At 46.8% G+C, this 23,550-nt stretch carries 15 protein-coding genes; 11 read left to right on the top strand and 4 right to left on the bottom strand.

The window, feature by feature from the left end:
• Positions 1-209: 209 nt before the first annotated feature.
• Both ASF12_RS15145 and ASF12_RS15150 read left to right on the top strand, forming a co-directional pair.
• Positions 210-6,281: a DUF7601 domain-containing protein gene (locus ASF12_RS15145; protein ID WP_056036212.1), complete on the top strand. Its 6,072-nt coding sequence runs from the start codon at positions 210-212 to the stop codon at positions 6,279-6,281.
• A gap of 19 nt (positions 6,282-6,300) precedes the next feature.
• On the top strand, positions 6,301-7,077 hold the full coding sequence (locus ASF12_RS15150) for a class B sortase (protein ID WP_056036216.1): 777 nt from the start codon (positions 6,301-6,303) through the stop codon (positions 7,075-7,077).
• Positions 7,078-7,276: 199 nt separating this feature from the next.
• On the opposite strand, the gene ASF12_RS35675 is transcribed toward ASF12_RS15150, so the two are convergent.
• On the bottom strand, positions 7,277-7,423 hold the full coding sequence (locus ASF12_RS35675; protein ID WP_235533170.1) for a hypothetical protein: 147 nt from the start codon (positions 7,421-7,423) through the stop codon (positions 7,277-7,279).
• Positions 7,424-7,495: 72 nt separating this feature from the next.
• Here ASF12_RS35675 and ASF12_RS15155 point away from each other — a divergent pair, with 72 nt between their 5' ends.
• Entirely contained in the window at positions 7,496-10,585 is a 3,090-nt protein-coding gene (locus tag ASF12_RS15155; protein ID WP_235533171.1) for a hybrid sensor histidine kinase/response regulator, read from the top strand.
• 197 nt (positions 10,586-10,782) lie between these two features.
• Here ASF12_RS15155 and ASF12_RS15160 read toward each other — a convergent pair whose 3' ends face one another.
• Positions 10,783-11,928 carry a response regulator gene (locus ASF12_RS15160; protein WP_056036219.1) on the bottom strand — a complete coding sequence of 382 codons (1,146 nt, stop codon included), beginning with the start codon at positions 11,926-11,928 and terminating at the stop codon, positions 10,783-10,785.
• A 337-nt stretch (positions 11,929-12,265) separates the two neighbouring features.
• Here ASF12_RS15160 and ASF12_RS15165 point away from each other — a divergent pair, with 337 nt between their 5' ends.
• From ASF12_RS15165 to ASF12_RS15180, 4 genes are all read left to right on the top strand, one after another.
• Positions 12,266-15,685, top strand: a complete 3,420-nt coding sequence (locus ASF12_RS15165; protein ID WP_056036222.1) for an S-layer homology domain-containing protein — start codon at positions 12,266-12,268, stop codon at positions 15,683-15,685.
• Between the two features lie 156 nt (positions 15,686-15,841).
• Positions 15,842-16,306 (top strand): hypothetical protein, encoded by a 465-nt coding sequence (locus tag ASF12_RS15170; protein WP_056036225.1) that lies wholly within the window; start codon positions 15,842-15,844, stop codon positions 16,304-16,306.
• Between the two features lie 304 nt (positions 16,307-16,610).
• A complete protein-coding gene (locus tag ASF12_RS15175; RefSeq protein WP_056036228.1) occupies positions 16,611-17,222 on the top strand; it encodes a DUF4304 domain-containing protein in 612 nt (203 codons plus the stop codon).
• A 101-nt stretch (positions 17,223-17,323) separates the two neighbouring features.
• Complete coding sequence (locus ASF12_RS15180; RefSeq protein WP_056036231.1) at positions 17,324-18,247, top strand: NAD-dependent epimerase/dehydratase family protein; 924 nt, start codon at positions 17,324-17,326, stop codon at positions 18,245-18,247.
• Here the strand turns inward: ASF12_RS15180 and ASF12_RS15185 are convergent.
• Positions 18,234-18,587, bottom strand: a complete 354-nt coding sequence (locus ASF12_RS15185; protein WP_056036233.1) for a DoxX family protein — start codon at positions 18,585-18,587, stop codon at positions 18,234-18,236. The two genes, ASF12_RS15180 and ASF12_RS15185, sit on opposite strands and share 14 nt — an antisense overlap.
• 132 nt (positions 18,588-18,719) lie before the next feature.
• On the opposite strand from ASF12_RS15185, the gene ASF12_RS33755 reads away from it, so the two are divergent.
• A complete protein-coding gene (locus tag ASF12_RS33755) occupies positions 18,720-18,944 on the top strand; it encodes a winged helix-turn-helix transcriptional regulator (protein WP_442952534.1) in 225 nt (74 codons plus the stop codon).
• 208 nt (positions 18,945-19,152) lie between these two features.
• On the opposite strand, the gene ASF12_RS15195 is transcribed toward ASF12_RS33755, so the two are convergent.
• Positions 19,153-19,758 (bottom strand): TetR/AcrR family transcriptional regulator, encoded by a 606-nt coding sequence (locus tag ASF12_RS15195; RefSeq protein ID WP_056036235.1) that lies wholly within the window; start codon positions 19,756-19,758, stop codon positions 19,153-19,155.
• Between the two features lie 318 nt (positions 19,759-20,076).
• On the opposite strand from ASF12_RS15195, the gene ASF12_RS15200 reads away from it, so the two are divergent.
• The 3 genes from ASF12_RS15200 (at position 20,077) to ASF12_RS15210 (ending at position 23,470) form a co-directional block, all read left to right on the top strand.
• Positions 20,077-21,327: an MFS transporter gene (locus ASF12_RS15200; protein WP_056036236.1), complete on the top strand. Its 1,251-nt coding sequence runs from the start codon at positions 20,077-20,079 to the stop codon at positions 21,325-21,327.
• Between the two features lie 111 nt (positions 21,328-21,438).
• Positions 21,439-22,494, top strand: a complete 1,056-nt coding sequence (locus ASF12_RS15205; RefSeq protein ID WP_056036238.1) for an LLM class flavin-dependent oxidoreductase — start codon at positions 21,439-21,441, stop codon at positions 22,492-22,494.
• A gap of 31 nt (positions 22,495-22,525) precedes the next feature.
• Complete coding sequence (locus ASF12_RS15210) at positions 22,526-23,470, top strand: alpha/beta hydrolase (RefSeq protein WP_056036240.1); 945 nt, start codon at positions 22,526-22,528, stop codon at positions 23,468-23,470.
• The last annotated feature ends 80 nt before the right edge of the window (positions 23,471-23,550 follow it).

The following is a 23,550-nucleotide window of genomic DNA, read 5'->3' on the forward strand; positions in this document are numbered from 1 at the left end:
TTAATGCGATGTTAGAAAGCTATTATTGCGATCTATATTTAACGCTTTGAAGTCTGTCAGTGGTTGATTTTTATTGAAATTTAAAAGGAGAAGGAAATTATATACATTGTAGAGATTTTGTAGAGTCCAGGTTTTTAAACTAGGAAAGAAAGTGTCGAAATTTGGGTGGAAGTATATCAGTAGTTTCGGGAATGGAGGAGAAATGTGTCTTGAAACGTAAACGCAGCATAGGTAAAGCAATACTCTCTTTCTGCCTGGCAATTATGCTTGTCTTGCAGACGGTGGCATTCTCTGTCCCTGCATATGCGGAGAGCGCGCCGAGTGCGGACGAACCGCAATCAGTAACTGAGGCAGTGTACGATGTGCCGAACAATTCCATAATGATGGCGGCAGCCGTGACGGACAAAACGGTGGTGTTCATGGATGCTAATTCAACCTTTCCGCTGAAGGTGACGCAGGGAGCTGAAATTGCTCCAGGCGGTACAATTCAGGGCCGACAGGCATTTACCCTCAAATCAGAGGGCCTCAAGGTGCCGGTAAAGGGGGATTATGCAAATACGCCGGATGAAAATGACACGACCAAGTACATTCAGAAGGGAGACTCGATCGAGCTAAACAGGGATCCCTACTTCAAGGAAGTGGTGCTGCCAACAGCAACCAAATCCTTGATGGCCACAACTGATTTTGGAGTGAAACAGCTTGGCACCGCTTATTTCACCCCAAATAGCATCAAGATTGTATTTAATGGCGACGATTGGTTTTTCAATGGTGTTGGAAAAGCGGTTACCTTCGGCTTTGAAACCACTGCCAATTCGGATGTAACGGGCATAAATTACGGCGATACAAAGCCTATCTCGATTTTCGGGGGAGCGTATGAGCTAAAGAACCCTGATGTTACGCCGGCGTACAGCATTAGCTTGACAGGAAACAACTGGCCAAAGAATGGGAGCTGGACTTGGTGGTATGTGACCGTGCCAGCCTATCAGGATGGTTATCTGACCATCCAGTCTACTCCATCCTCCTTTGATGTGCTTGATGCAGCAATCAAGCTGCCACTAGATGGGATGACTTTCTATACGAAGCCTGCCGATTACCGAATGGTCTATGTACCGGGCTCCTTCAAGGTAAACGGCACTACGGTAGAGCCAACCATAGATGCTGATGGCGGGCTGAGCTACATCTTCCCAGCGGGAACTGGTGTGGACCCGAAGGTTGAGTATCAAGCATGGTTCAATAAGGATTTGTTTTATAAAGAGTATCGGGGCGTGGGGCTTGATCCCGGTCGATCTAATGGACAGCGTTTTGATCCAAAAGTTGAACTGAGGGATGAGAGTGCTGCTGTAAAAGCCAGCGCAGTACGGGAAACGTGGGTAGCACCCGACTGGATTCAAGCCTCGGCTTCATATGACCATCCAAATGAAACGATTACATGGAAAGTAACAGTTAACCAATATAACAAAAAAGGGTTAAAGGACTTTTCTATAACCAATGTATTACCTGCTGGGCTGGAATTTGAATCGGCTGCATGGAAGACAACGGTAGATGGCACTGTATCTGAAGAAACACAAATTACACCAGATTCAAACGGAGTTTATTCCTTTGGGGATATTAACGGTAAAGTAGAATTAGTAATTAAGAGCAAGGTGAAAAGCGGTTCCAGCTTCAGAATCGATCCTCGTGCCAACTGGAATTTGGATACACCAAATGGCATACAGAACAACGATGTAATGACTGGCACAAGACCTAACGCAGTGACTGACGAGGCAATTGTCACCATTGGGGCGCACACTTTTACAAAAACAGGCGCTATTACGATGGAGGATTATAACCTGGGCAGTATCACATGGACCGTTAATCTAACGCCACAGTATGCTTTGCCAAATGCTGCGGTATACGATGTGCTGGTGCATGGCGGAGATTTGAACGTCTTGGACAACGCTGTGGATGAAACGGGCGAAGTGAGTGCGGAAACGATTGCGAAAATCAAAGGAAACGTCAATTCTGCGCAGCTTTGGAAGCAATACCAGTCGGGAACTTTGAAGACCAATGCAACTAGCCTGACCATGAAAAATATTCCTTTGACCGTGGACGGTAAAGTGGTGGCTGATTTGATCAAGGTGACCGGTTATACCGAAGTAGCTTCATCCTTCAGCTTCCGTGCCCTTGAGACCAACACAGACATCCTCTTCAGACAGGATATTAACGCAGGGAAAACAATCTGGAATCGGGCTTTGCTCATTGACGGCGAAACCGTAAAGCAAGCGCAAAACAGCGCCAACCTTCACCTGCGTATGCTGAACAAGGATATGCTTACGGCATCCTACCCTATTAAGGGGGATGGGACGGCTGACACATGGTATACTCCGAACAACGTTCAACGCTATATCGGTTATGACAGCTCATCAAGCGGCGATGCATACACCTTAGCTGGTTATGACCGAATAACTAAGACGGTCACCTTCCGCCTAAGCATCAATATGCCGGGCTACAACACAGTCGAAATGGCGAAAGACGGCGGAAGTCGGGTTATCACCGATGTTAAGCTGGTGGACACCTTGCCCGAGGGTTGGGAGTTCGTTCCTTTTGGAGAGGGAAAGGACTATGAGCTTTATAAGGGCTACTCGGATAATGTCAGCGGCACTGGCTATGGGGTCCGAAACAACGCCGTGTCAATCATTGAGCCAAACAGTCCTGCTCATGTGGCGAGTTTCTCCCATAGCGGCAATGAAGGCACCTTTACCTTCTCCAAGTTGGAAAGCCCTTATGTCATTCTGGTTAAGGCAAGACCTTCCAATACGGCTCTAGAGAAATATTTAGAGGAGTACACCACCAACGGCACAGACAAGCAGGTGCTGTATAACAAAGCCGACCTACATATGACATGGGGCGGAGAAGAGAAGGTTCTCACCGAACAGCGCAAAGTTATTGTACCTATTCAGACTCTGGGCAAATCGGTAACTAAGCCAGTTCCAGGGGTGCTGGAATGGACGGTAAACTATACCCCGCCATTCAACATGGAGCAGGGTGTTTATTTACAGGATACCCTAGGTGCAGGTATGAATCTGCGCTATGAAGTAAACGGAAAGCTTGTGCTGACAGCGCCTAGTATGGCAGTCTATCCTGCTAAACTGACTGCCGGCGGTGCTCTTGAACGAGACGGTGCTGCACTGAATCTCAGCGACCCGAATTCAGAAGTTCAGGTGGAGGCCGGGCCAGGTGAGGGCGGCACCACGGTTCTATTATTTAAAATGGACGACCCTAATAAGTTTTACCAGTTTGTGTACCAAACCGAGGTTGATCCTTCTAAAGCGAATGCTGGCGATAAAATGGGCAACGAGGTAAAGCTGATGGGCGATGATAAGCTGAAATCTGTCAGTGCCAAAAGTGAAAGCACGCTGGACAGTTCAGACGTGGCCGGCAGTTCAAGCTCCAATGCCCTGCTGCCCCTGAAAAAGGTAGATCCCGACAACAATCCGCTAAAAGACGTAGAGTTTACGCTCTATAAGAAAGGCGACGGAACTCAAGTCGCTAAAGGAACAACCGATAGCGGAGGAAAACTTAATCTGCTATTCCCAGATCCAGGGTATTATGAGCTGAAGGAAACTTATATTGACACAACGACATGGTTGCCAACTACGAGAATTTATCAGGTTTACGTCGGGAATACGCCTGGAAAGCCCATCTGGGTAGACGGTGTGAAAGTAACCTCTGATAATCCGTTGGTCGTGCCTACGCCAGCGCAAGGAAAGCTGACCATCAGCAATAAGGTGGAAGGAAACGGCAGCGACTCTTCCAAGAATTTTGAATACACCGTGAACTTCACCGGCGAAGGCAAGGACGGAGAGTACGCCTATCAGAAGTCGGATAATACGTCTGGCACGATTAAGAGTGGAGACAAGATTACCCTCAAGGACGGAGAATCTCTGACGCTCCCTACATTGCCTGCGGATCTGGTCTATACCATAACGGAGGCCGATTATACGACCGTTGACGGTTATACCATCACGCCGGATACGAGAGAGCTGTCCGGAACAATCGTGAATAAAGGCGACCACAAGGTGGACTTCATCAATGAGCGAACCGTTAACAAGCTGACCGTCAGCAATACGGTCATGGGCAACGGCGGCGACAAGACGAAGGAGTTCGAGTACACCGTCATCTTTGAGGATACAGGCAAGGATGGAAGCTACTCTTACTTGAAGTCGGGCGGTGGCACAGGTACGATCAAGTCCCGTGATACCTTCAGGCTCAAGGATGGAGAGACACTGGATATTTTGGATCTGCCTAAGGGTCTGAAATATACCATTACCCAGAAGGAATACACAGCCGACGAATACGTGACCATTCCTGAGGAACGGTATTATACCGGAATCGTGGAGGGCAAAGATGAAGCTGCCCCGTTTACGAACTTGCGAGTCTTGAAGGGCGGCCTACTAATCAGCAACACGGTTAAAGGCAAAGACGAAGACAAACAGAAGCCGTTCAAGTACACGGTCACCTTCACAGGCGAAGGAGAGAGCGAATCCTACTCCTATGAGAAGTCAGACGGCAGCAAGGGCACAATTAAGAGCGGAGAGACCTTCGAGCTTGCAGATGGCCAGACGCTCGTTGTGCAAGGACTTCCGACAGATCTCCAGTATAAGGTGACCCAAGATGATTATACGAATGACGGCTATGTGACGGATCCCGAAAGTCTCGTTCGCACAGGCACCATTCCGGAGAAAAAAGTGGCCGAAGCACACTTTGTCAATACCCGCCCGTATCTGGAAGGCGTACTGCGTGACAACAACACAGGAGAAGCCATTCCGAATGCGCCCATTACAGTGACCGATCTGAAGACAGGCAAGGAGCTTCAGGTGGAGACGAATGAGAAGGGTGAATATTCGGTCCCAGTCACAGCGGATACCGACTATACGATCACATATACGAAGAGGTATCAGATAGGCGGGAAGGATGTCCCTGTCGAGTTCACGCAAAAAGCAAATGTGGACGGCAGCGTGACCGGCGAGACCGTTCCGGCGGACATTACGGCGGTAGGGATCGTTCTGTTCAAGCAGCCGGATGGAGCGAAAGAGTTATTCAACGATTCGTTTACCAGCCATATGCATATCTATTTGAAGGATCAGCACGGCAATTATATTATGGAGAACGGTCGTCCCAAGGCGTTTCCGATGGCTTCGAACGGAACTTTCTCTGTGGAAGGGCTAAGCGAGCAGAAGTACACAATGGAAGTTCGTTATAAAGCTGAGACCGGCGAGGAACTGCTCCTCAAAGTGACGCAACTGGACGTGAAGGCTAACGGAGAGTTGAATATTTCCGAGGAATTGGTCGACCCTTACGGTACGGTTTATGATGAAACGACAGGAAATGCCAACACTGGCAAGAAAATTGATGGAGCCAAAGTTACATTGTATTATGCGGATACGCAGCGGAATAGAGATAACGGCCGCATTCCGGATACGAAAGTAACGCTTCCTCAGGTTCCGAATTTTCCGCCGCACGACAATGAGAGCCCGGAGCAGGATAGCGACGCAAATGGCTTCTATGCTTACATGGTGTTTCCTGAAGCGGATTACTATCTGATCGTAACGAAGGACGGATACGAAACGCACAGGAGTGATACGATTTCTGTCGATTTTGACATTGTAAAATACGATGTGCCAATGAAGCCGATCAGTTCCGGCGGCAACGGTAACGGCGGAACTGGCGGCAACGGTAACGGCGGAACCGGCGGCAACGGTAACGGCGGAACCGGAGGCAACGGTAACGGCGGAACCGACAATGGTAACGGCGGAACCGACAACGGTAACGGCGGAACCGGCAACGGCAACGGCGGAACCGACAACGGCAACGGCGGAACCGACAACGGCAACGGCGGAACCGACAACGGCAACGGCGGAACCGACAACGGCAACGGCGGAACCGACAACGGTAACGGCGGAACCGACAACGGTAACGGCGGAACCGACAACGGTAACAGCGGAACCGACAACGGCAACAGCGGAACCGACAACGGTAACAACGGAACCGACAACGGTAACAACGGAACCGACAACGGTAACAGCGGAACCGGCAACGGTAACGGCGGAACCGGCAACGGTAATAGCGGAACCGACAACGGTAACAATGAAATCGGCAACGGTAACAACGAGCTGGACGATGCTCCGTTGACTGGCGACAACAGCGTACCGCCAATCTTCTATATGGCTTTGGCGCTGATGTCTTTGATGACGATCGGGTTCTGTCTACTCGGTAATAAGAAGAAAAAGCACATCCAGTGATCGGAAAGGCGGTAAGAAAATGAGCAAAACTAAAAAAATTCTTATCGCCGTTTCCTTCCTTGTGTTGGTATTTTCTCTCGTTAGTGCTGCGAGAACTCTCCTGCGGGATTATGCTGAGCAGCAGAAAATCGAAGAACTGACAAAAGTTTGGGAGGAAGGGTCGGACAAAGTCGGAGGGGATGCATTCCCCTCCCTTTTGTTCAATAAGGCGAATGAGCCGGTCATGCTTCCCGAATTTCGAGAGCTTTACGAGAGGAACCCGGACATCGTCGGCTGGCTGAAGATTGACGGTACCCGAATTGAGTACCCAGTCATGCAGAATCAACAGGATGCGGAGTACTATCTCAATCATGATTTCGATAAAAAGGAAAACAAAGGCGGCCTCCCATTTTTGGACGCGCATAGCCGGACTAACGGTTCGGACATTTTGCTGATTCATGGACATCACATGAAAAGCGGCTGGATGTTTAAAGATTTAATGAAGTACAAGAACGAAAGCTTTTATAAAGAGCATGCTACGTTCCAGTTCAGCACGCTTTACGAACAGGAAGAGTATGAGATAGTTGCCGTTATTCTTTCAAAAGTTTATCGCAAATCGGACGACGTTTTTAAATACTACCAGATTGAGAATGTAAGTACGTCCGCCGAGTTCGATTCGTATGTTCAGAACATCAATGAACTCGCTCTTTATGACACTGGAGTAACAGCCCGGTATGGCGACAAGCTTATTGTGCTGTCCACGTGCGAGTACTCGACCGAAAACGGCCGGTTAGCGGTGGTTGCCCGAAAGCGTTAATGACGATATTGAAACACGAAATCAAACTGCTTCATATCGCGTTCTCCACTTGGAGGACGCGATTTTTTTGCCTCCGAAACTCTGTGGTATTATATCCTTGTCCTTACAATGCCCCTGCATCTTTCGCCGAATAGAACGACGGGTAAATCGGTCGATATTGTAATTCCTTTCTTATACGTGTTGTATCAACGATCATGTCCTATGGATAATAATCCTGATGCAGTGCTTCCGACAAAATTTCGCTATTATGAAGCTGAAGCAACTCTGCAACGGAAATCGGCGCATCGTCGAGGGCATTGTAGATACGACCATCAATACCCGGTATGGAAGCTGTGATTATCAGCATATGTTCCATTTTTCAAGATTTAATAGTTATCATCAAAGGGATTTCCTGGTTTTTGTCGAAATAGGTTGGATTATGATGACAAAACGAAAAGCGGTCCTTATTACAGGGTCATTCTTTATCACCTTAATCCTGATTCGAATCATTTGGGCATTTCTTCTGACGTCGCCGGATCACCCTCATGCGGTTCGGGGCGAGTTGGATTTGCGCGGTTTCGACTTCACCAATGATCGCACGATTACATTAGACGGAGAGTGGGAGTTTTATCCCGGCAAATTTGTGAAACAAGGCGAGTCGAACACACTCTCATCCCGAGAAGGGAGGATGTTCATCCCGGTTCCCGGAAAGTGGGACTCGTTATTATCCGCGAACAACTCGCCATATGGCTATGGCTCTTATCGTCTGCGCGTCAAGGTGGACCTGGATAACGAACTAACCTATGGCATCCGCGTTCCGAATGTGGCTACATCGTCCGAGCTATACGTAAACGGTCGTCTATTGGCGAAAGATGGGCAACCAGCAAAGAACAAACAGCAGTATACAGCCCGAAGCACGCCCTATACCGCTATTTTCAAGGCCGATACTGACGAAATTGATATTGTCGTACATGCCGCGAATTATGACAACAGCATAAGAGGCGGTGTGACTGGATCGATCAAGTTCGGCAGTGAACGAGCGGTGAAAAAAGAAGTAGGGTTTTCCGTTAACATGCAGATAGTCGTAGTTGTCGTTCTGATGATTCATGCCTTGTATGCCTTGATTCTTTACGTGATCGGAACACGGAATAAATCTTTGATCAACTTTTTTATGCTCGTTGTTAGTACTATTGTCATGACACTGCTCGACGACGATAAACTTTTGCTGGCATGGCTGCCGGCCCTCAGCTACGAGTGGTCCATTAAACTCATCCTTCTGTCCTTTATTGGAGTAGGCGCCTTCCTGCTGCAGTTTGCCAAAAGTCTCTTGCCGGAGCATGAGGAGAACAGGGTGTTCCGATGGTTCCCCTTGCTCTGCGTGATTGCTACACTGGCGATTGTACTATTGCCAGCGGGATATGGGCTGAGCGCATTGGCTGTATACTACACCATAGATTTAATAGCTTGTTTGTACTTTCTGATGTTCTCGCTGCGTACAGCCCTGATAAGCGATAAGAATGCCATTTATTTGGTCTTTGGTCTAACCTGCATTTTGACTAATATCATTGGGGGTTATCTTAAGGGTCTGCTCGCTATGGGTTATTACCCGATTGACTTGATCGTTGCGTTCCTCGCTTTTGCGTCTTTCTGGTTCAAACGCTATTTCCACGTTACCACCCAAACGGCGAAGCTCGCCGAGAAGCTGCAGAAAGTGGACAAGCTGAAAGACGATTTCCTGGCAAACACATCCCATGAATTGCGGAATCCGCTGCATGGCATACTTAACATCGCCCAGACCGTTCTGGATACCGGAATTAACGATAAAGACGACAAAAACAGAGAGAACATGAAGCTGCTTATTTCCGTAGGCAAGCGAATGTCATACATGCTTAACGATCTGCTGGACATGAGACGACTTCAGGAGAATGGGATCCGCCTGCACATAGGGAGTGTCCGCGTTCAGGGAGTCGCATCCGGTGTAACCGATATGCTTCGTTTCTTGACGGAAGGCAAGCCGGTTCGTATCGTCAACGACATTCCGGTCAACTTCCCTAGTGTCATGGCCGATGAAAACCGGCTTACGCAAATTTTGTTCAACCTGCTTCACAATGCGGTGAAATATACAGATCAAGGACAAATCACAATAAAGGCTGAGGTGAAGGACGGTAAGGCGAATATTGTCGTCGCCGACACCGGCATGGGGATAGATCTGGAGACACAGCAAAGGATGTTTGCTCCTTACGAGCAGGGGGACTCTGGCATAACGGCGATTGGAAATGGGCTCGGGCTCGGGTTAAGTATATGCAAGCAACTGGTGGAGCTGCATGGAAGCATGTTGGAGGTTAGCTCCATTCCGGGCCAAGGTTCAGTATTCAGCTTAGCCTTGCCGTTCTCCGATGTATCGAGCAGGCAAAGCGAGACTGCAATGATTGCACCGGTAACGGCCGTTTATGCAGAAGCGGCCGTTACTGTTTCCTCGGGACCTCGCGTTGACATTACCAAACTGGAGTCGGCGGCCGATGCTGATTGGCCAAACATTCTGGTCATAGACGATGATGCCGTCAATTTAAATATACTGAGCAATCTCCTTGCTTCGGAAAAGTATACCGTCGTCACAGCTGTAAGTGGATCTGAAGCGCTTGCCATTTTGGATACCAGAGAATGGGACTTGATCATTACCGACATTATGATGCCCCATATGTCGGGGTATGAATTGTCCCGCTTTATTCGTGAGCGATTTTCCATTTCGGAGCTACCCATCTTGCTCCTGACCGCTCGTAGCAGACCGGAAGATATAGATATCGGATTCTTGTCTGGCGCCAACGATTACGTAACGAAGCCGGTTGATGCGATGGAATTGAAGTCCAGGGTGCGGGCATTGACTGAATTGAGGCAATCGGTGCGTGAAAGGCTGCGCATGGAAGCAGCCTGGCTTCAGGCGCAAATCCAACCACATTTTCTTTACAATACGCTCAATTCAATAGCCGCTCTCAGCGAAATCGATAATGATAAAATGAGCGCTTTGCTTGAAGCATTCGGCCACTACTTGCGGGCAAGCTTCGATTTTCGGAATTTGGAACGGCTCGTTTCACTTGACCAGGAGCTTGGTCTTGTCCGCTCATATCTGTATATCGAAAAGGAACGTTTTGAGGATAGATTAAACATTCGCTGGGAGGTCGACTCAAGGCTTCATTTGCAAGTCCCCCCGCTCAGCATCCAGCCTCTTGTCGAAAACGCAATACGACACGGCCTACTAAGTCGTGATGAAGGTGGAGAGATTCATATCCGAATTACTGAAAAAGAACATGATGCGGAAATTTCGGTTGCAGATAACGGTTTAGGTATGGATGAGGAAACGGTGAGGCGTATCCTGGACAGTCGGCTGGAAGGAAGGGCGGGAATCGGCTTGTTCAATACGGATCGGCGATTGAAACAAATATACGGCAAAGGACTGCAAATCCGAAGTGTTCCGAATCAAGGCACAATTGTCAGTTTTGTAGTTCCAAAAATTGGTAGAAAAAAGGCTTAGCCTAAATCCGTAAATGAACCAAACATAAATATAAGAACACTCGCGCTTACACTTGCGTTATCAATAGGATTTAATAAGTCCCACCACCGTTCGTTCAATCCCTTGGTACAACGATCGGACGAACGGTTTTTTTGTCAACCGACTCCATGCAGCCCAGGTAACGCGCTTGATTTCAGGTACAGATTGCGTCCAATCGTCTAATGGTGCACCACGCTTTTATCTGACTTTTTCCATCGTGTATACCATTCCAATATGCCAATACTGGGATCGGCCGCTACTTCTTGTTTCAATATTCGAACTATAAATTCATATTGTTTATGAACAGAATCGGCGTCACTCAGCCGAGCATATATATTCATAAGCGTGAGGTAACTATCTTCATTCAGAGGATCCTGCTTTTGTATTTGATGATAAACCCCAAGCGCTTCCATATTCATGTCGTTAGAACAATAGAATTGCCCCAACTGCTGGGCATGTTGCAACCATAGTCCCTTGAGCCTTTGGCGTTCGCTCTCCGCCCACACATAATGATCCTCTTCGTAAAAATTAGCGCGATACATATCGAGCAATCGCTGATGTTCAGGGGCCTGCTCAATGGACACAGGGTTTAATCGGCGAAGCTCTTGTTCCCATTCCTCCGCATCGATTAGCAGCTGTTTCGACTCAAGGACATATCCGTACTGAGAATATCGGATGGATATATAGCCTTCTCCGAACGTATTCTTCCATAAGCTCCGAATCCGATTAATACTTGTCTGCAGGTTGGCGAGCCCTTTGCGTTCGTCCAATTCCGGCCACAGCAGCTCCAGCAAGGCGTTCTTGCTAATGAGTTTCCCGCGATGATGCAGTAAGTAGGCAAACAACTCTTTCGCTTTCGTCGTTCTCCACTTCAGGAACTCCATTTCCCCGTTTGGCTTCCGGATTTGCATGGCACCCAAGCAATGGTACAACAAACCTTCTTCCGGAGACTCCAATTTATGCTCAACAACGCGCTCCCGTAGACGCTGTATGGTTCGGCTCACGCGTTCGCGTCTTAACGGCTTCATTAAGTAATCGGTCGCATCCAGTTCGAATGCCTCAATCGCGTATTCGTCATAGGCTGTCACATAGATGATTTTCGTGTCCGGCGAGACAGAACGTATTCTCTCGGTTGCTCTCAAACCATTCAATCCCGGCATATGAATATCCAGAAAGACGGCGTCGGGTTTGAATTCGCCAATATGATTGATCGCCAACTCTGCCTTCGAAAAGGAGCCGATTACTTGGCAATCGTGAAATTCCCCCAGCATTTTTTCCAACCTGACTAACGCCAGCCGCTCATCGTCTATCAACATGACCTTCATTCGTACGCAGCCCCCAATCGTCGAACATTGAATCCATATTTCTGATGCTATATCTATATCGGTAAGAAACGATATCTATTTAATAAGGAAATGGTTGGATTTTTGGTCCGAAGTTGAGAGCAGGCTCACTTCCGTCAAATCTATTATTTGTGGTTAGAGTTTGGTTAGAAGTTTTGTCTATAATGTGGTTTATAGAAAACCGCTCATTACGGTCTCTCTCCGCTATTTGTTTAGTTGAACTCAGAACGGGGTGTTGCGACATGACAAGATAGCGTTATAATCATCTGACCATGGCGGGGAGAATTTCAATACTTTCATTAGGAGGAAAGAACCAAAGATGAAATTAAAAAATCGAAGCATGTTATCTTTTCTAATGGCAATCGTTATGGTGTTGACGACGATGCCTTTTTATCCGTTAGAGGCAAGAGCGGCGGATACACCAACATTTGATCTTGGTACTCCTGTTCGATTATCCGAATCAACCTATCAGCTATCCAATGCTACATTTGGAGGACTTGATGAAGAGAGCGGATACTTTACTGTGACTGTAAATAATGGCACAATTACTGTTGGAACTCTTTCAAGCGGTATTACCGAGTTGACGAATGGCATAAACATTAGTGGCGTTATTACTGACGAATCTACACCTACAAATAGAGTATTCAATTTTTCAAGCGGTACAACTAATGAAGAAATTCAAGCCATTATTCGAAATCTGACATTTACACAAAATTCAGGTCAAACCCAAAGTGTAACAGTAAATGTAGCACCAGGAGCACCATTGAACGATGGAAAAACATCTGTACGTACCTACAATGGACGTCATTTTGTATATGTGGCAAGACAGAATACCATGGGTTTTAAAGATGCTGTGGATATTGCAACAAACAATCACGGACATCTTGTAGAGCCGACAGCAGACAATCCTGGTGAAATGTTTGCGATTGCCAGTATGTTTAAAGAATTTAAAAGTCAAAGTCCCTGGGCGGGGGATGGAGGGATTTGGCATTTTTTAAGCTTTATAGGCGCTACTAAAACTCAAGGACCTAATTGGGACACTTCTGTTTATAGCGAAACAAGGTATGTAACAAACCCGAATCAGCAAACAGGTCTGGAAGCAACTCTTCTGCCAAATGGAATCCCTACCCATCTTACACTTATGCTAGACAAAGATGATACTAAAATAGGATACTTACCCGTAAATAATACACACGGTGTTACTAGCCAATATAAAGATCCAGGAGTTATCGTTGAGTATGATTCTGGTGTCATTAACGTCATCACTGCCACAAAAGATGTTGCAAGCTTTTCAAGCGGTATCAAGAGTGTAACGTCAGCAGTTTATTCCGTTTATAACGGTTCCGGCACAATCATTGGAACCCCTCTTGACGTAAGTACGGTGATGAGCGTTACCGATCTGGACGGGAACCCGGTTACAGGATATAAAGCATATGATCAAAACGGCAATGAAATTATGGCCGATTCACACGGGTGGTATCCAAGCAACGGAAACCCAATTGTCTTTCAACCTTTAATGCCTGGTGGTACTTACAAAGTTGCCGCTTCGACGACATTTAATGCAAGTACAACAACTCCAGGTACGGTTACTGAGACGCAAAGTATTACATTGCCGACAGTAAATGATAACGTTGCAGTAGGAAAGGATTCGGTAAATCCCGGTAAAACAACAATTACTGTAAACCCTTCATCGACTCTGGTTAAATATGCTATAGCTGATGCACAAGGCAATGTGGTCAGTGATTGGAAAACAGGTACGGGTTCAGATTTAACCTTTTATAACCTTGACCCTGGGACCACCTATCAAATTGTGACAGTTCCTGAAGATATGATCGGTGAGCCTCCTACAACAGACTTAAGTGGCACGAGAGTTACAACACCGGAATATTCGGTAATGGGAGGCACCGTGTCGATCAGGGGTACAGCCCAGATTGGTCAAACGTTGACGGCCGATCTATCGGGTATCAACTATACGCCGGACACGACGGAAGACGCGACGATGTACCAGTGGTATCGCGACGGAGTCGCCATTCCGGGAGCGGAGAGTGCCAGCTACGCGTTAACTGAAGACGATATCGGCAAGGCTATTACCGTGAAGGTTATAGCTGATGGCACGCATGCGACTGGCAGTGTAGCAAGCGAGGCTACGGCACCGGTCGCGAAAGTGGATGGTCCACCGGCACCTAGCGTTCCGGTAGAGGATAGTAAGACCGCAACGAGCATCACGTTGCAGGCCGTTGACGGCCAGGAGTACAGCAAGGATGGCGGCTTGACGTGGCAAAGCAGCCCGACGTTCATTGGACTGACGCCGGATACGGAGTATTCGTTTGTAACGCGAGTGAAAGCAACGGTGACACAAAGCGCGTCCACCATCAGCGCGTCCGCCAAGATTCGCACGTCGGCTTCAACATCAAATGGAAACAATAGCGGAACTGGTGGCGGAAGCACGACGACTCCAATAACACCTACAAAGCCGGATGAGTCGGGAATCCAAACCTCTGTGAACGACAAGGATGGCACGTTTGCAACCGGCAAAACGTCAACTTTAGAAGACCGTACGACAACGTCGGTTCAAGTTGATCTGAACAAGCTGAACGAGTCCCTGGCACAAGGCAACGGACAGAAACTTGTAATCCACTCACCTAAAAATGGCGATCTTAAAGTAGACGGATTAACGGCAGGAACTGTGAAAACATTGGCTGATAAAAAGGCAAACCTCGAAATCAGCAATGAGCTGGCAATCTATCCTGTTCCTGGCGGAAAGATGGACCTTGACTCGGTGTCCAAGCAATTGGGGAACCCCGCATTAAACGATATAGCTGTTCAAATCAACATCTCCCGTTCAGCGGATGCATTGATTCAGAGCGCTAAGAATAAAGCGACAGCGCAAGGTTACCAACTGCTGGTTAACCCGGTTGATCTCGACTTGACCTTCACGAATAGCGGTAAGACGAAAAGATCTGGGCAGCTGAGTGGATATGCGCCTAAGTACATCGCTCTTCCGGAAGGTATCGATCCGAACCGTATCACGACAGGTGTCGTTGTTAATTCGGACGGAAGTGTATTCCATGTGCCGACGGTTTTAGCGAAAATCAATGGCCGTTATTACGCACAAATTAACGACTTGCGCAGCCATGGTTCCTATTCGGTCATCTGGAATCCGCGAGATTTCGACGATGTGAAGAACCATTGGGGCGAAATGGACACGAACAATGTTGCAGCAAGACTTGATCTTGAAGGAACGGGCAACAATTCGTTTTCGCCGAACCGCAATGTTACGCGCTCGGAATTTGCTGACATTGTTGTATTGGGTCTGGGCTTAATGCGTCAGGATGCACCGCAAAATATTTTCCCGGATGTTACGGATTCAGCATGGTACGGTGCTTCCGTAGCCATTGCGAATGAGTTCGGGATCGTTCGCGGCTACAACGATGGAAGCTTCTACGGCAATCAGGAAATTACTAGAGAACAGGGATTTTCGATGATTGCCCGTGCATACCGTATGATAGACTCGGGAGCCGCGTTGAGTGAAGAACAAGCAGCTTCGGCACTGGCTGGATACAAGGATGCGCCTGACGTATCTGCTTGGGCAAAAGCAGATGTTGCCCAACTGATCGCAGCGGAAATTATTCAAGGTAATGGACCAGAGGTTCTCAGTCCGAAAGCACCAATGACGCGTGCGGAGGTCACGGCATTAATTGCAAGAATGTTGAAAATAACGGACATTATTGATAAGTAATCTTGTAGATCGAACAACCTTTGCTTACATTTAAAGTGAGCAAAGGTTGTTTTTATGCTTAATACATCTATTTTTGCCGATAGATCCGTTTAGCTGAACTGTTTCATAAATAACAGCAAGTTTTTTGGAAATAATAAAATAAAAGGAGAGATGGAAATGTCCTATATCGTTGATTTTAAAAATGTATCTACAGTTGGTTTAGAGTCTTCACCTGTAGTAGAAGCGCTGGCTGGATTACGTGCTAATGAAGCCCGTTACTTCATGAACAAATACAAGCATGAATTTACGGTTGTACAAGCTAGTGAAAGCCAGGAGACCCTTGATTATGTAAACCGGATTTTGAAAGAAGAACGTAATATTGAATTTGCGGCCAAACCTTTAGAAACGTCGCAGTTTCAAGTGGAAAATATCAAATTTGCCTATGTCTTTTATGAGGATGGTCTTGCAATCAACGTCATGTATACGGTTGATGACCCTAAGAAGCGGGCCGTTGGTTTTAAGCTTTCTGAGGGGATGGAGATACCAAAGGAGCTAGAAGAGAAGTTTAAGTTTGCCAGACAGAAGTCTAAACTAGCTGGTACCATTCGGGGTTCGTTTTTTGTAATAAAAAAAGAATATTAAAATAAGTAAAAGCGCAATTTGAAGGGGGCTAACCACTTATTCTGTTTGCAAAAAATACGAGATCAAAGAAAGGGCCATCCCGCAAAGGATGGCCCTAAATCTTGTCATTACAGACAGCACGTTGAATCGTGTCATAAGTGATGGCGAAAAATAGGATACCCTTTTAAAAATCATTTCCAAAATTCAGGTGAAAAGGAGGTGGACTCAGGAAACACGAGCATTATAATAAAAATAACAAACGTAAACAGGACTTCGTCATATAACTGGGTTTGTCAGTAATATGAAAAGTCAGATAGGAGGGATTGTGTTGCAGCAGCTCTTTAACGATCTGATTAAGCAGGATGTAAAGCCGTTCCTTGCTAAGCATGGCTTTGCCAAGAAAAGTTTGAATTTCAGTAAAACGACAGAAGGCCTCATCTACATGTTCAATTTCCAAAAATCCTCGGGCAATTCGGCGGAAAATGTTATGTTTTATGTGAACTGCGGCATTTATGCAGCGAAGTTGGCGCAAATTCAATCGAAAGAGATTTTGACGGCTCCTCAGGAAGCGGAGTGTCACTTCAGAGCAAGAATCGGGGAAATTGCCCCGGCTGCTCCAGATCGATTCGCAATTACTCCTGATACGGATAGGGATGAGTTGAGAAAAACGCTGTTAGGCGGTTTGGAAGAAGTTATTCATTTCTATGATACGATGACCAGTGCTAGATCCATTGTGGACTATTACATTTCGGGTCCATTTTTGCATCTGGGCGAAGAGAGCTTTCATCTGCTTTTGCAATCGAACGATACAGCAGCGGCTAACCAATATTTGAAGGCTTTGCAGGAAAAGTACGGAGCGGAAAATCGGTGGGCCATATTCGAAAATAAGTACGAGGCCATCTTCAATAAATACGGAGATGAATTTAATAAGCTATAACCTCAGACATGATTATTGCAGTTAAAGGGCATATTTTGCGGAAAATTAGTGTGGAATTCATTGGTTAAGAGGAACGCTTGTCTTAATAGAGGAGAAATTAAATGAAACTTAAAGATAAAGTTGTTCTTGTAACAGGTGTTTCGGGAACTACAGGGGACAAAATTGCGACTAAGTGCCTCAAAGAGGGGGCAAAAGTCAAAGGGCTTATACGTGACAAAGAAAAAATTTACCTCTGCAATAATCTTGGCATAATACCCATAATTGGAAACTTAACGGATAGGGAAGCGATTAAGGAAGCGCTAAAAGATGTTGACATTGTCATTCACGCTGCGGCGTATCTCGGTGGCGATAGAGCCACTGCTGAGCAATCTAATATTCATGGGGTCCAAAATCTGGTTGAGGGGGCTATATCGGCAGGAGTTGAACGCTTCGTACATATTTCCACTGTATCTGTTTATGGTCATCTTGAAGGAGATGTGGAGCTGGATGAAGCACGCAATTTAGCATATGGCCACTCTGAGGTATACACTTCAACGAAATGTGAATCGGAACGGATTTTACAAGATGCAATGGCTAATGGACTAAAAGGTGTCATTTTGCGCCCAGGCATTATTTGTGCCGAAAAAAACTCCCACTGGGGCGACAAGCTGGTCGCAAAGCTTGCTGCTGTAGAAAAGGTGGATTGGATTCATCCTGAGGATTTGACACCATGGGTGCATGCGGATAACTTAGCTGAGATGTGCGTATTAGCAGCGACGCATCCTGCGGCAGTAAATCAGACCTACAACGCTGTGGACGGAAACTATACAGAAAATGAGTTTACTGTACGTCTTGCGCATGCTATGAAAAAAACGCTCATAATACCCGATGGAAACCCAATTAGAATGACGTATAATTGCAACAAAATAAGAAATGACTTAGGCTACCTTCCAATAAAAAAATTCGAAGAAACCGTTGTTCAATTGGAGGAACAAGCCAAAAGTTGGATTGTGCCTCACGAAGAGCATCGGCCTAAAAACGGCTGACCGCAACAAATACAGCGAGCGCGAAGAAGACGATGTTCACGCTGATTTCCCGGTATTCCTTACGCTTAATATGAAAGAGGGCGCCAAAAAGAACGACTGCGGCAAGTGCAATTGCGGCAATTGGCGTCAGTACAGGCAAGATATTTGTCGCTTGAGGCAAAATGATTCCAATTGCCCCGAGCAATTCTGCTAACCCAATAAAGACCACGAACGCTTTTGAAACGTCCTTTACCCAGCCCCAGGACGCCTTGGCTTTTTCATACTGAAACGCCTTCAACCACCCTGAATAAACAAAACCCAGTGCTGCCAGACCTTGAACGATCCATAACACGATATTCATTAATAAAGCCTCCTCCTGGCTGCGTATTCGCTATTTGCTAAAGGTATAATAGACCTTAGTCATTCATTTAAGGAAGTAGGCACTTTAACTAAACATAGTTAACAAAAAGTTACCTTTACCTAGCAAAGAGCAATACCGGATATCAACAAAAAGATGCTCACGCAGCAATTAAGAGAGCTTGAGTATAACGACATCGTTTATCGCAAGGTGTATAACCAGATTCCGCCGAAAGTGGAATACTCCATTTCAGAATACGGCAAAGGCTTAAGCACGGTGTTGCAGGCACTTAACGATTGGGGAGAGACCCATAGCGAGCATATGAATGAGCTGCACGGAGAAGTTGGTTCAGATGATTAATTTGGGTAAAAAATAGAGCGAGCAGAGGTTATATAAGCCTGCTAGGCGTTAAATAATGCGAAGGGCACCTGTTAAGGTGCCCAAAAACTTGCCGTTACAGACAGCGTGGTATACCGTATCACAAGTGATGGTAAATAGAGGATAGATCTATGGCTAAGTTAGCAAATACTACAATTGGAATCCATGCTATGATCACTTTTATAAAAATCTATTTAACGGGGGTGACTTCATTCGAATTAAGCAGTGTAAGTGTGACCGCTATCGCCTGATCAACAAATGATCGCTCTGGACGAGATTTCAAGATTACGGTTAGTCCGATTAACGATAAGATTAGCGCCTGCGCCAAAGCCTTCGCATTGATACCACGCTTGAGCTCACCTGATTGAATACCTCGTTCAATGGTCTCTTGAAATATGACAGATAGGTACATTTGATGTTCTCTGGTGAGAATTTCAAATTTCTCGTCATGGGGCGCAAGTTCGACCATGGTATTGATGCAAAAACAGCCCCGACTTCGATCTTCTGCATATTCCTCAACAACCACGCTTTCAAAATAAGCGGAAAAAGCTTCTATTACAGAAGAATGGTTCTGTAGTCTAGCTCGTACTTCGGATGCGCGGGACATTGTGTATCTTCGTAGCGCAGCTTCGAACAATTCTTTCTTGTCTCCAAAGGTCGAGTATATACTAGGGCGTTGAATCCCCATTCTGGAAGTTAAATCGCTTAATGAGGTAGCTTCATATCCCTTTTCCCAAAATAGCTCCATCGCTGCTTCTAATACTTTTTGTTCATCAAATTCACGGGTTCTTGCCATAATGAATACCCCTCGTTAATCTTGAATTTTTGTTCATTACTCCATGATTCCGGACATCTCAACTGTCGATTTTTCTGTACCAAAAAGTATATTATCATTTTATATTTAGCCGGATAATTTGTCAAATGAAGCCGGGTCTATTTCAACAAAGGAGAAGATTTATAAGGAAATGACCAGTAAAATCATTTTTTTATTGACATTAAGTATAACAGCGGTCTATATTTACTGGGGATAATAACGTACCGATTGGTATGTTATTATTATTATCATGTCATATGAAGGGGGAAAGGTGTGTACAAAACAGAGGAGGTTTTAGAAATGGCAGCAGTCAACGCCAATAGCAAGGCAGATTCGTCACAGGCACCGCTGATCGGGTCTGATTCAGAGCAACCTGCTTCTATGTCTCGCTATGTGACTCTATTGTTTGCGGTTGCCTGCGGGATGTCGGTTGCCAATATCTACTTCGCACAACCGATACTCGATCGGCTGTCAAGTGAGTTCGGTATTGACTATTCTATCATTGGCATCGTTGTTACCATCACGCAGATTTTTTATGGATTGGGCCTGCTGCTCTTGGTACCGCTTGGAGATTTACTGAACCAACGCCGCTTGGTTATCGGTCAGATGTTATTGTCCATGATAGCTCTGGTTATCGTTGGAACAGCGGCCAACAGCACCGTACTATTTGCAGGTATGGCTATGGTGGGCCTGCTAGCCGTTGTGACGCAGACTCTTGTGGCGTTCGCGGCAACTATGGCGGCGCCTGCTGAACGGGGACGTGTCGTTGGCATGGTAACAAGCGGGATCGTAATCGGCATACTTCTTGCGCGGTCCATTTCAGGCATATTAACCGATCTTGCGGGTTGGCGATCCGTGTATATGGTCTCTGCAGCGCTGATGCTTGTTATGGTTTGTATGTTTTATAAGGTACTGCCTCGTGTTGAACGCGAGGTGAAATCACTGTCCTATCCTCAACTGCTAGGATCGGTGTTTAGGTTATTTATTCAAGAACGAATATTACGTATCCGTTCTATTCTCGCTCTGCTGATTTTTGCTGATTTCAGTATTTTATGGACTTCACTCGTACTGCCTCTTAGCTCTGCACCATTATCGCTTTCGCACAGTGCAATTGGAGCATTCGGTCTTGCAGGTGTAGCTGGAGCGTTAGCTGCAGCTCGAGCGGGGAAGCTTGCTGATCGAGGTTACGGACAGAGAACGACGGGCACTGCTCTAACCTTGTTATTGGTTTCATGGTTGTTTATCAGCTATACAGAACAATCGCTGTTTGCATTGGTCATTGGTATCGTGCTTCTCGATTTGGCCGTACAGGCCGTACATGTTACGAATCAGACGATGATCCTCCCGTTGCGTGCAGAGGCTCGTAGTCGACTTACCGCCGGGTATATGGTGTTCTATTCGATTGGAAGTGCTGGTGGTTCCATTGCTTCGACCCACATCTACGCGCATTACGGCTGGGAAGGAGTATGCATGCTTGGGGCTTCTGTTAGTGCTGCAGCGCTGCTGTTTTGGGCAATGACTCTCCGCACTACGGCTGCCGCAATAAAGTAAGCTTCTGTCGCATGAGTACAGATTCATCGTCATAAAACTGCAGCTACAAATCAATCTGAATTAATTTCTCTCAATGCAATAGAAACTTTTTGATTAAAGGAGCGGGTGTTCGTGGAAATAGGTATAACCTCGTTTGTAGAAACCAAGCCGGATGTTCACACGGGTGAAGTGATCAGTCACGCACAGCGGCTGCGTGAAGTTGTCGAGGAAATTGTCCTTGCTGATCAGGTGGGACTTGATGTGTTTGGCATAGGTGAGCATCATCGGGAGGACTATGCGGCATCTTCACCAGCTATTGTACTGGCTGCGGCTGCAGCTCAGACGAAACGGATACGGCTGACCAGCGCTGTGACAGTGCTTTCTTCCCTTGATCCGGTGCGTGTGTTTCAGGATTTTGCTACGCTCGACGGCATTTCAAATGGACGTGCGGAGATTATGGCGGGCCGAGGGTCCTTTATCGAATCTTTCCCATTGTTTGGCTATGATTTGGACGATTATGCTGAGCTGTATGAAGAGCATTTGGAATTGCTCCTTAAAATACGGGGATCCGAGAAAGTAACCTGGAAGGGCGGGCATCGGCCAGCGATTAACAATTTGGGCGTATATCCACGGCCCGTTCAGGATTCAATACCGATATGGGTTGGCAGCGGGGGGAGACAGGAGTCGGCTGTCCGTGCAGGTTTGTTAGGACTACCACTGATGCTGGCGATCATTGGTGGAAGTCCAACGGATTTTGCACCGCTCGTGCAGCTGTATAAGAAAGCAGCGGCGCACGCTGGCCATGACGAATCGCGGCTTAAGGTTGGGGCGCACTCGATAGGATTTGTTGGAGAGAATACGAAGCGAGCTGCAGATACATTTTTTCCTTCTACCATGGCAGGTATGAATCGATTAGGCATGGAGCGGGGATGGGCGCATTATGATCGCTCTAGCTACGATGCCGCGCGCAGCTTCGAGGGTGCACTGTATGTCGGCGACCCCGAGACGGTTGCCCAGAAGATCATTCACCTTCGCAAAAATGTAGGCGTTACACGCTTTATGCTGTATGTACCGTTAAGCACGATGCCGCATGCCGAGGTAATGAGAGCCATTGAACTGCTTGGAACAGAGGTAGCACCCCGAGTTCGGGAGGAAGTAGCCAAGTGGGAAGCTGAGATGGACATTTGAAAGTACATTGAATGATATTGGAGGAATTTGCATGGATCTCGAAAGTCGGGTATTACCGGAATTAAGGCCGATATTAACACAATTTCCTGGTTTTCAACTGGAGGGAAATTTAGAATTGAGCAGGAGCTATTTGTCGAGTTCTCCTATTGAGGGGTCAACGCATGTACGCACGACAAGCCGCATGATCCCAAGCGCAGAAGGGGAGGTGCGGGTCAAAATTTACGAACCAAGTGAGCGAACGGAAACGGATGCTAAGCTTCCGGCGATGTTATGGATTCACGGGGGAGGTTATGTGCTGGGGAACCCTGATATGGACGATGCATTGTGCGAACGTTTTGTGCAAGCGGCTAATTGCGTCGTCGTGTCTGTTGATTATCGACTTGCCCCGGAGCATCCCTATCCAACTGCTATCAATGACTGTTATACCAGCTTAACGTGGATGACGGGCGAGGCTGAGTCGCTGGGCATCGATCTGAATCGGATCGCAATTGCAGGTGCAAGCGGGGGTGGTGGTCTGACTGCAGCTCTTGCTCTAATGGCCCGTGACAAGGGTGGTCCAGCCCTCATTTTCCAAATGCCGCTGTATCCGATGATCGACGACCGAAATGTTACGGCGTCAAGTTATGAGATTACGGCCGATAACGCAATCTGGAATCGGACGAATAATTTGGAGGCTTGGAACATGTACTTAGGTAAGCACACAGAAGACAGCGAGTTATCTCCATATGCGGTACCGTCGAGAGCGGAAAGTTTGGCAGGGCTACCGCCTACCTATACGTGCATAGGTCAGCTCGATTTGTTTCGAGATGAGACGATCGAATATGTGATACGACTTGCGCAAGCGGGTGTAGACGTCGAATTTCATATGTATCCCGGCACTTTCCACAGCTTTGAAATGATGGTTCCACAAGCGGAAGTCAGTCAACGCGCCAGTCAGAGCTATATAGATGCGATGGCGAGAGCGCTTAATCCTTGAACACATAGATGACCTTTAAGCTGAACCGTACCATAAGTAGGGGCAAGTTTTTTCGCAATATAAGTATGATACGATATCTT

Source organism: Paenibacillus sp. Leaf72, assembly GCF_001422685.1.
Lineage (GTDB): Bacteria > Bacillota > Bacilli > Paenibacillales > Paenibacillaceae > Pristimantibacillus.

What these genes read in the sequence shown, in the direction of transcription:
- ASF12_RS15180 (WP_056036231.1), top strand. Translation starts at nt 17,324, where the DNA reads ATGAAACTTAAAGATAAAGTTGTTCTTGTAACAGGTGTTTCGGGAACT.
- ASF12_RS15170 (WP_056036225.1), top strand. Translation starts at nt 15,842, where the DNA reads ATGTCCTATATCGTTGATTTTAAAAATGTATCTACAGTTGGTTTAGAG.
- ASF12_RS15200 (WP_056036236.1), top strand. Translation starts at nt 20,077, where the DNA reads ATGGCAGCAGTCAACGCCAATAGCAAGGCAGATTCGTCACAGGCACCG.
- ASF12_RS15195 (WP_056036235.1), bottom strand. Translation starts at nt 19,758, where the DNA reads ATGGCAAGAACCCGTGAATTTGATGAACAAAAAGTATTAGAAGCAGCG.
- ASF12_RS15185 (WP_056036233.1), bottom strand. Translation starts at nt 18,587, where the DNA reads ATGAATATCGTGTTATGGATCGTTCAAGGTCTGGCAGCACTGGGTTTT.
- ASF12_RS15165 (WP_056036222.1), top strand. Translation starts at nt 12,266, where the DNA reads ATGAAATTAAAAAATCGAAGCATGTTATCTTTTCTAATGGCAATCGTT.
- ASF12_RS15150 (WP_056036216.1), top strand. Translation starts at nt 6,301, where the DNA reads ATGAGCAAAACTAAAAAAATTCTTATCGCCGTTTCCTTCCTTGTGTTG.
- ASF12_RS15160 (WP_056036219.1), bottom strand. Translation starts at nt 11,928, where the DNA reads ATGAAGGTCATGTTGATAGACGATGAGCGGCTGGCGTTAGTCAGGTTG.
- ASF12_RS15155 (WP_235533171.1), top strand. Translation starts at nt 7,496, where the DNA reads ATGATGACAAAACGAAAAGCGGTCCTTATTACAGGGTCATTCTTTATC.
- ASF12_RS15210 (WP_056036240.1), top strand. Translation starts at nt 22,526, where the DNA reads ATGGATCTCGAAAGTCGGGTATTACCGGAATTAAGGCCGATATTAACA.
- ASF12_RS35675 (WP_235533170.1), bottom strand. Translation starts at nt 7,423, where the DNA reads ATGCTGATAATCACAGCTTCCATACCGGGTATTGATGGTCGTATCTAC.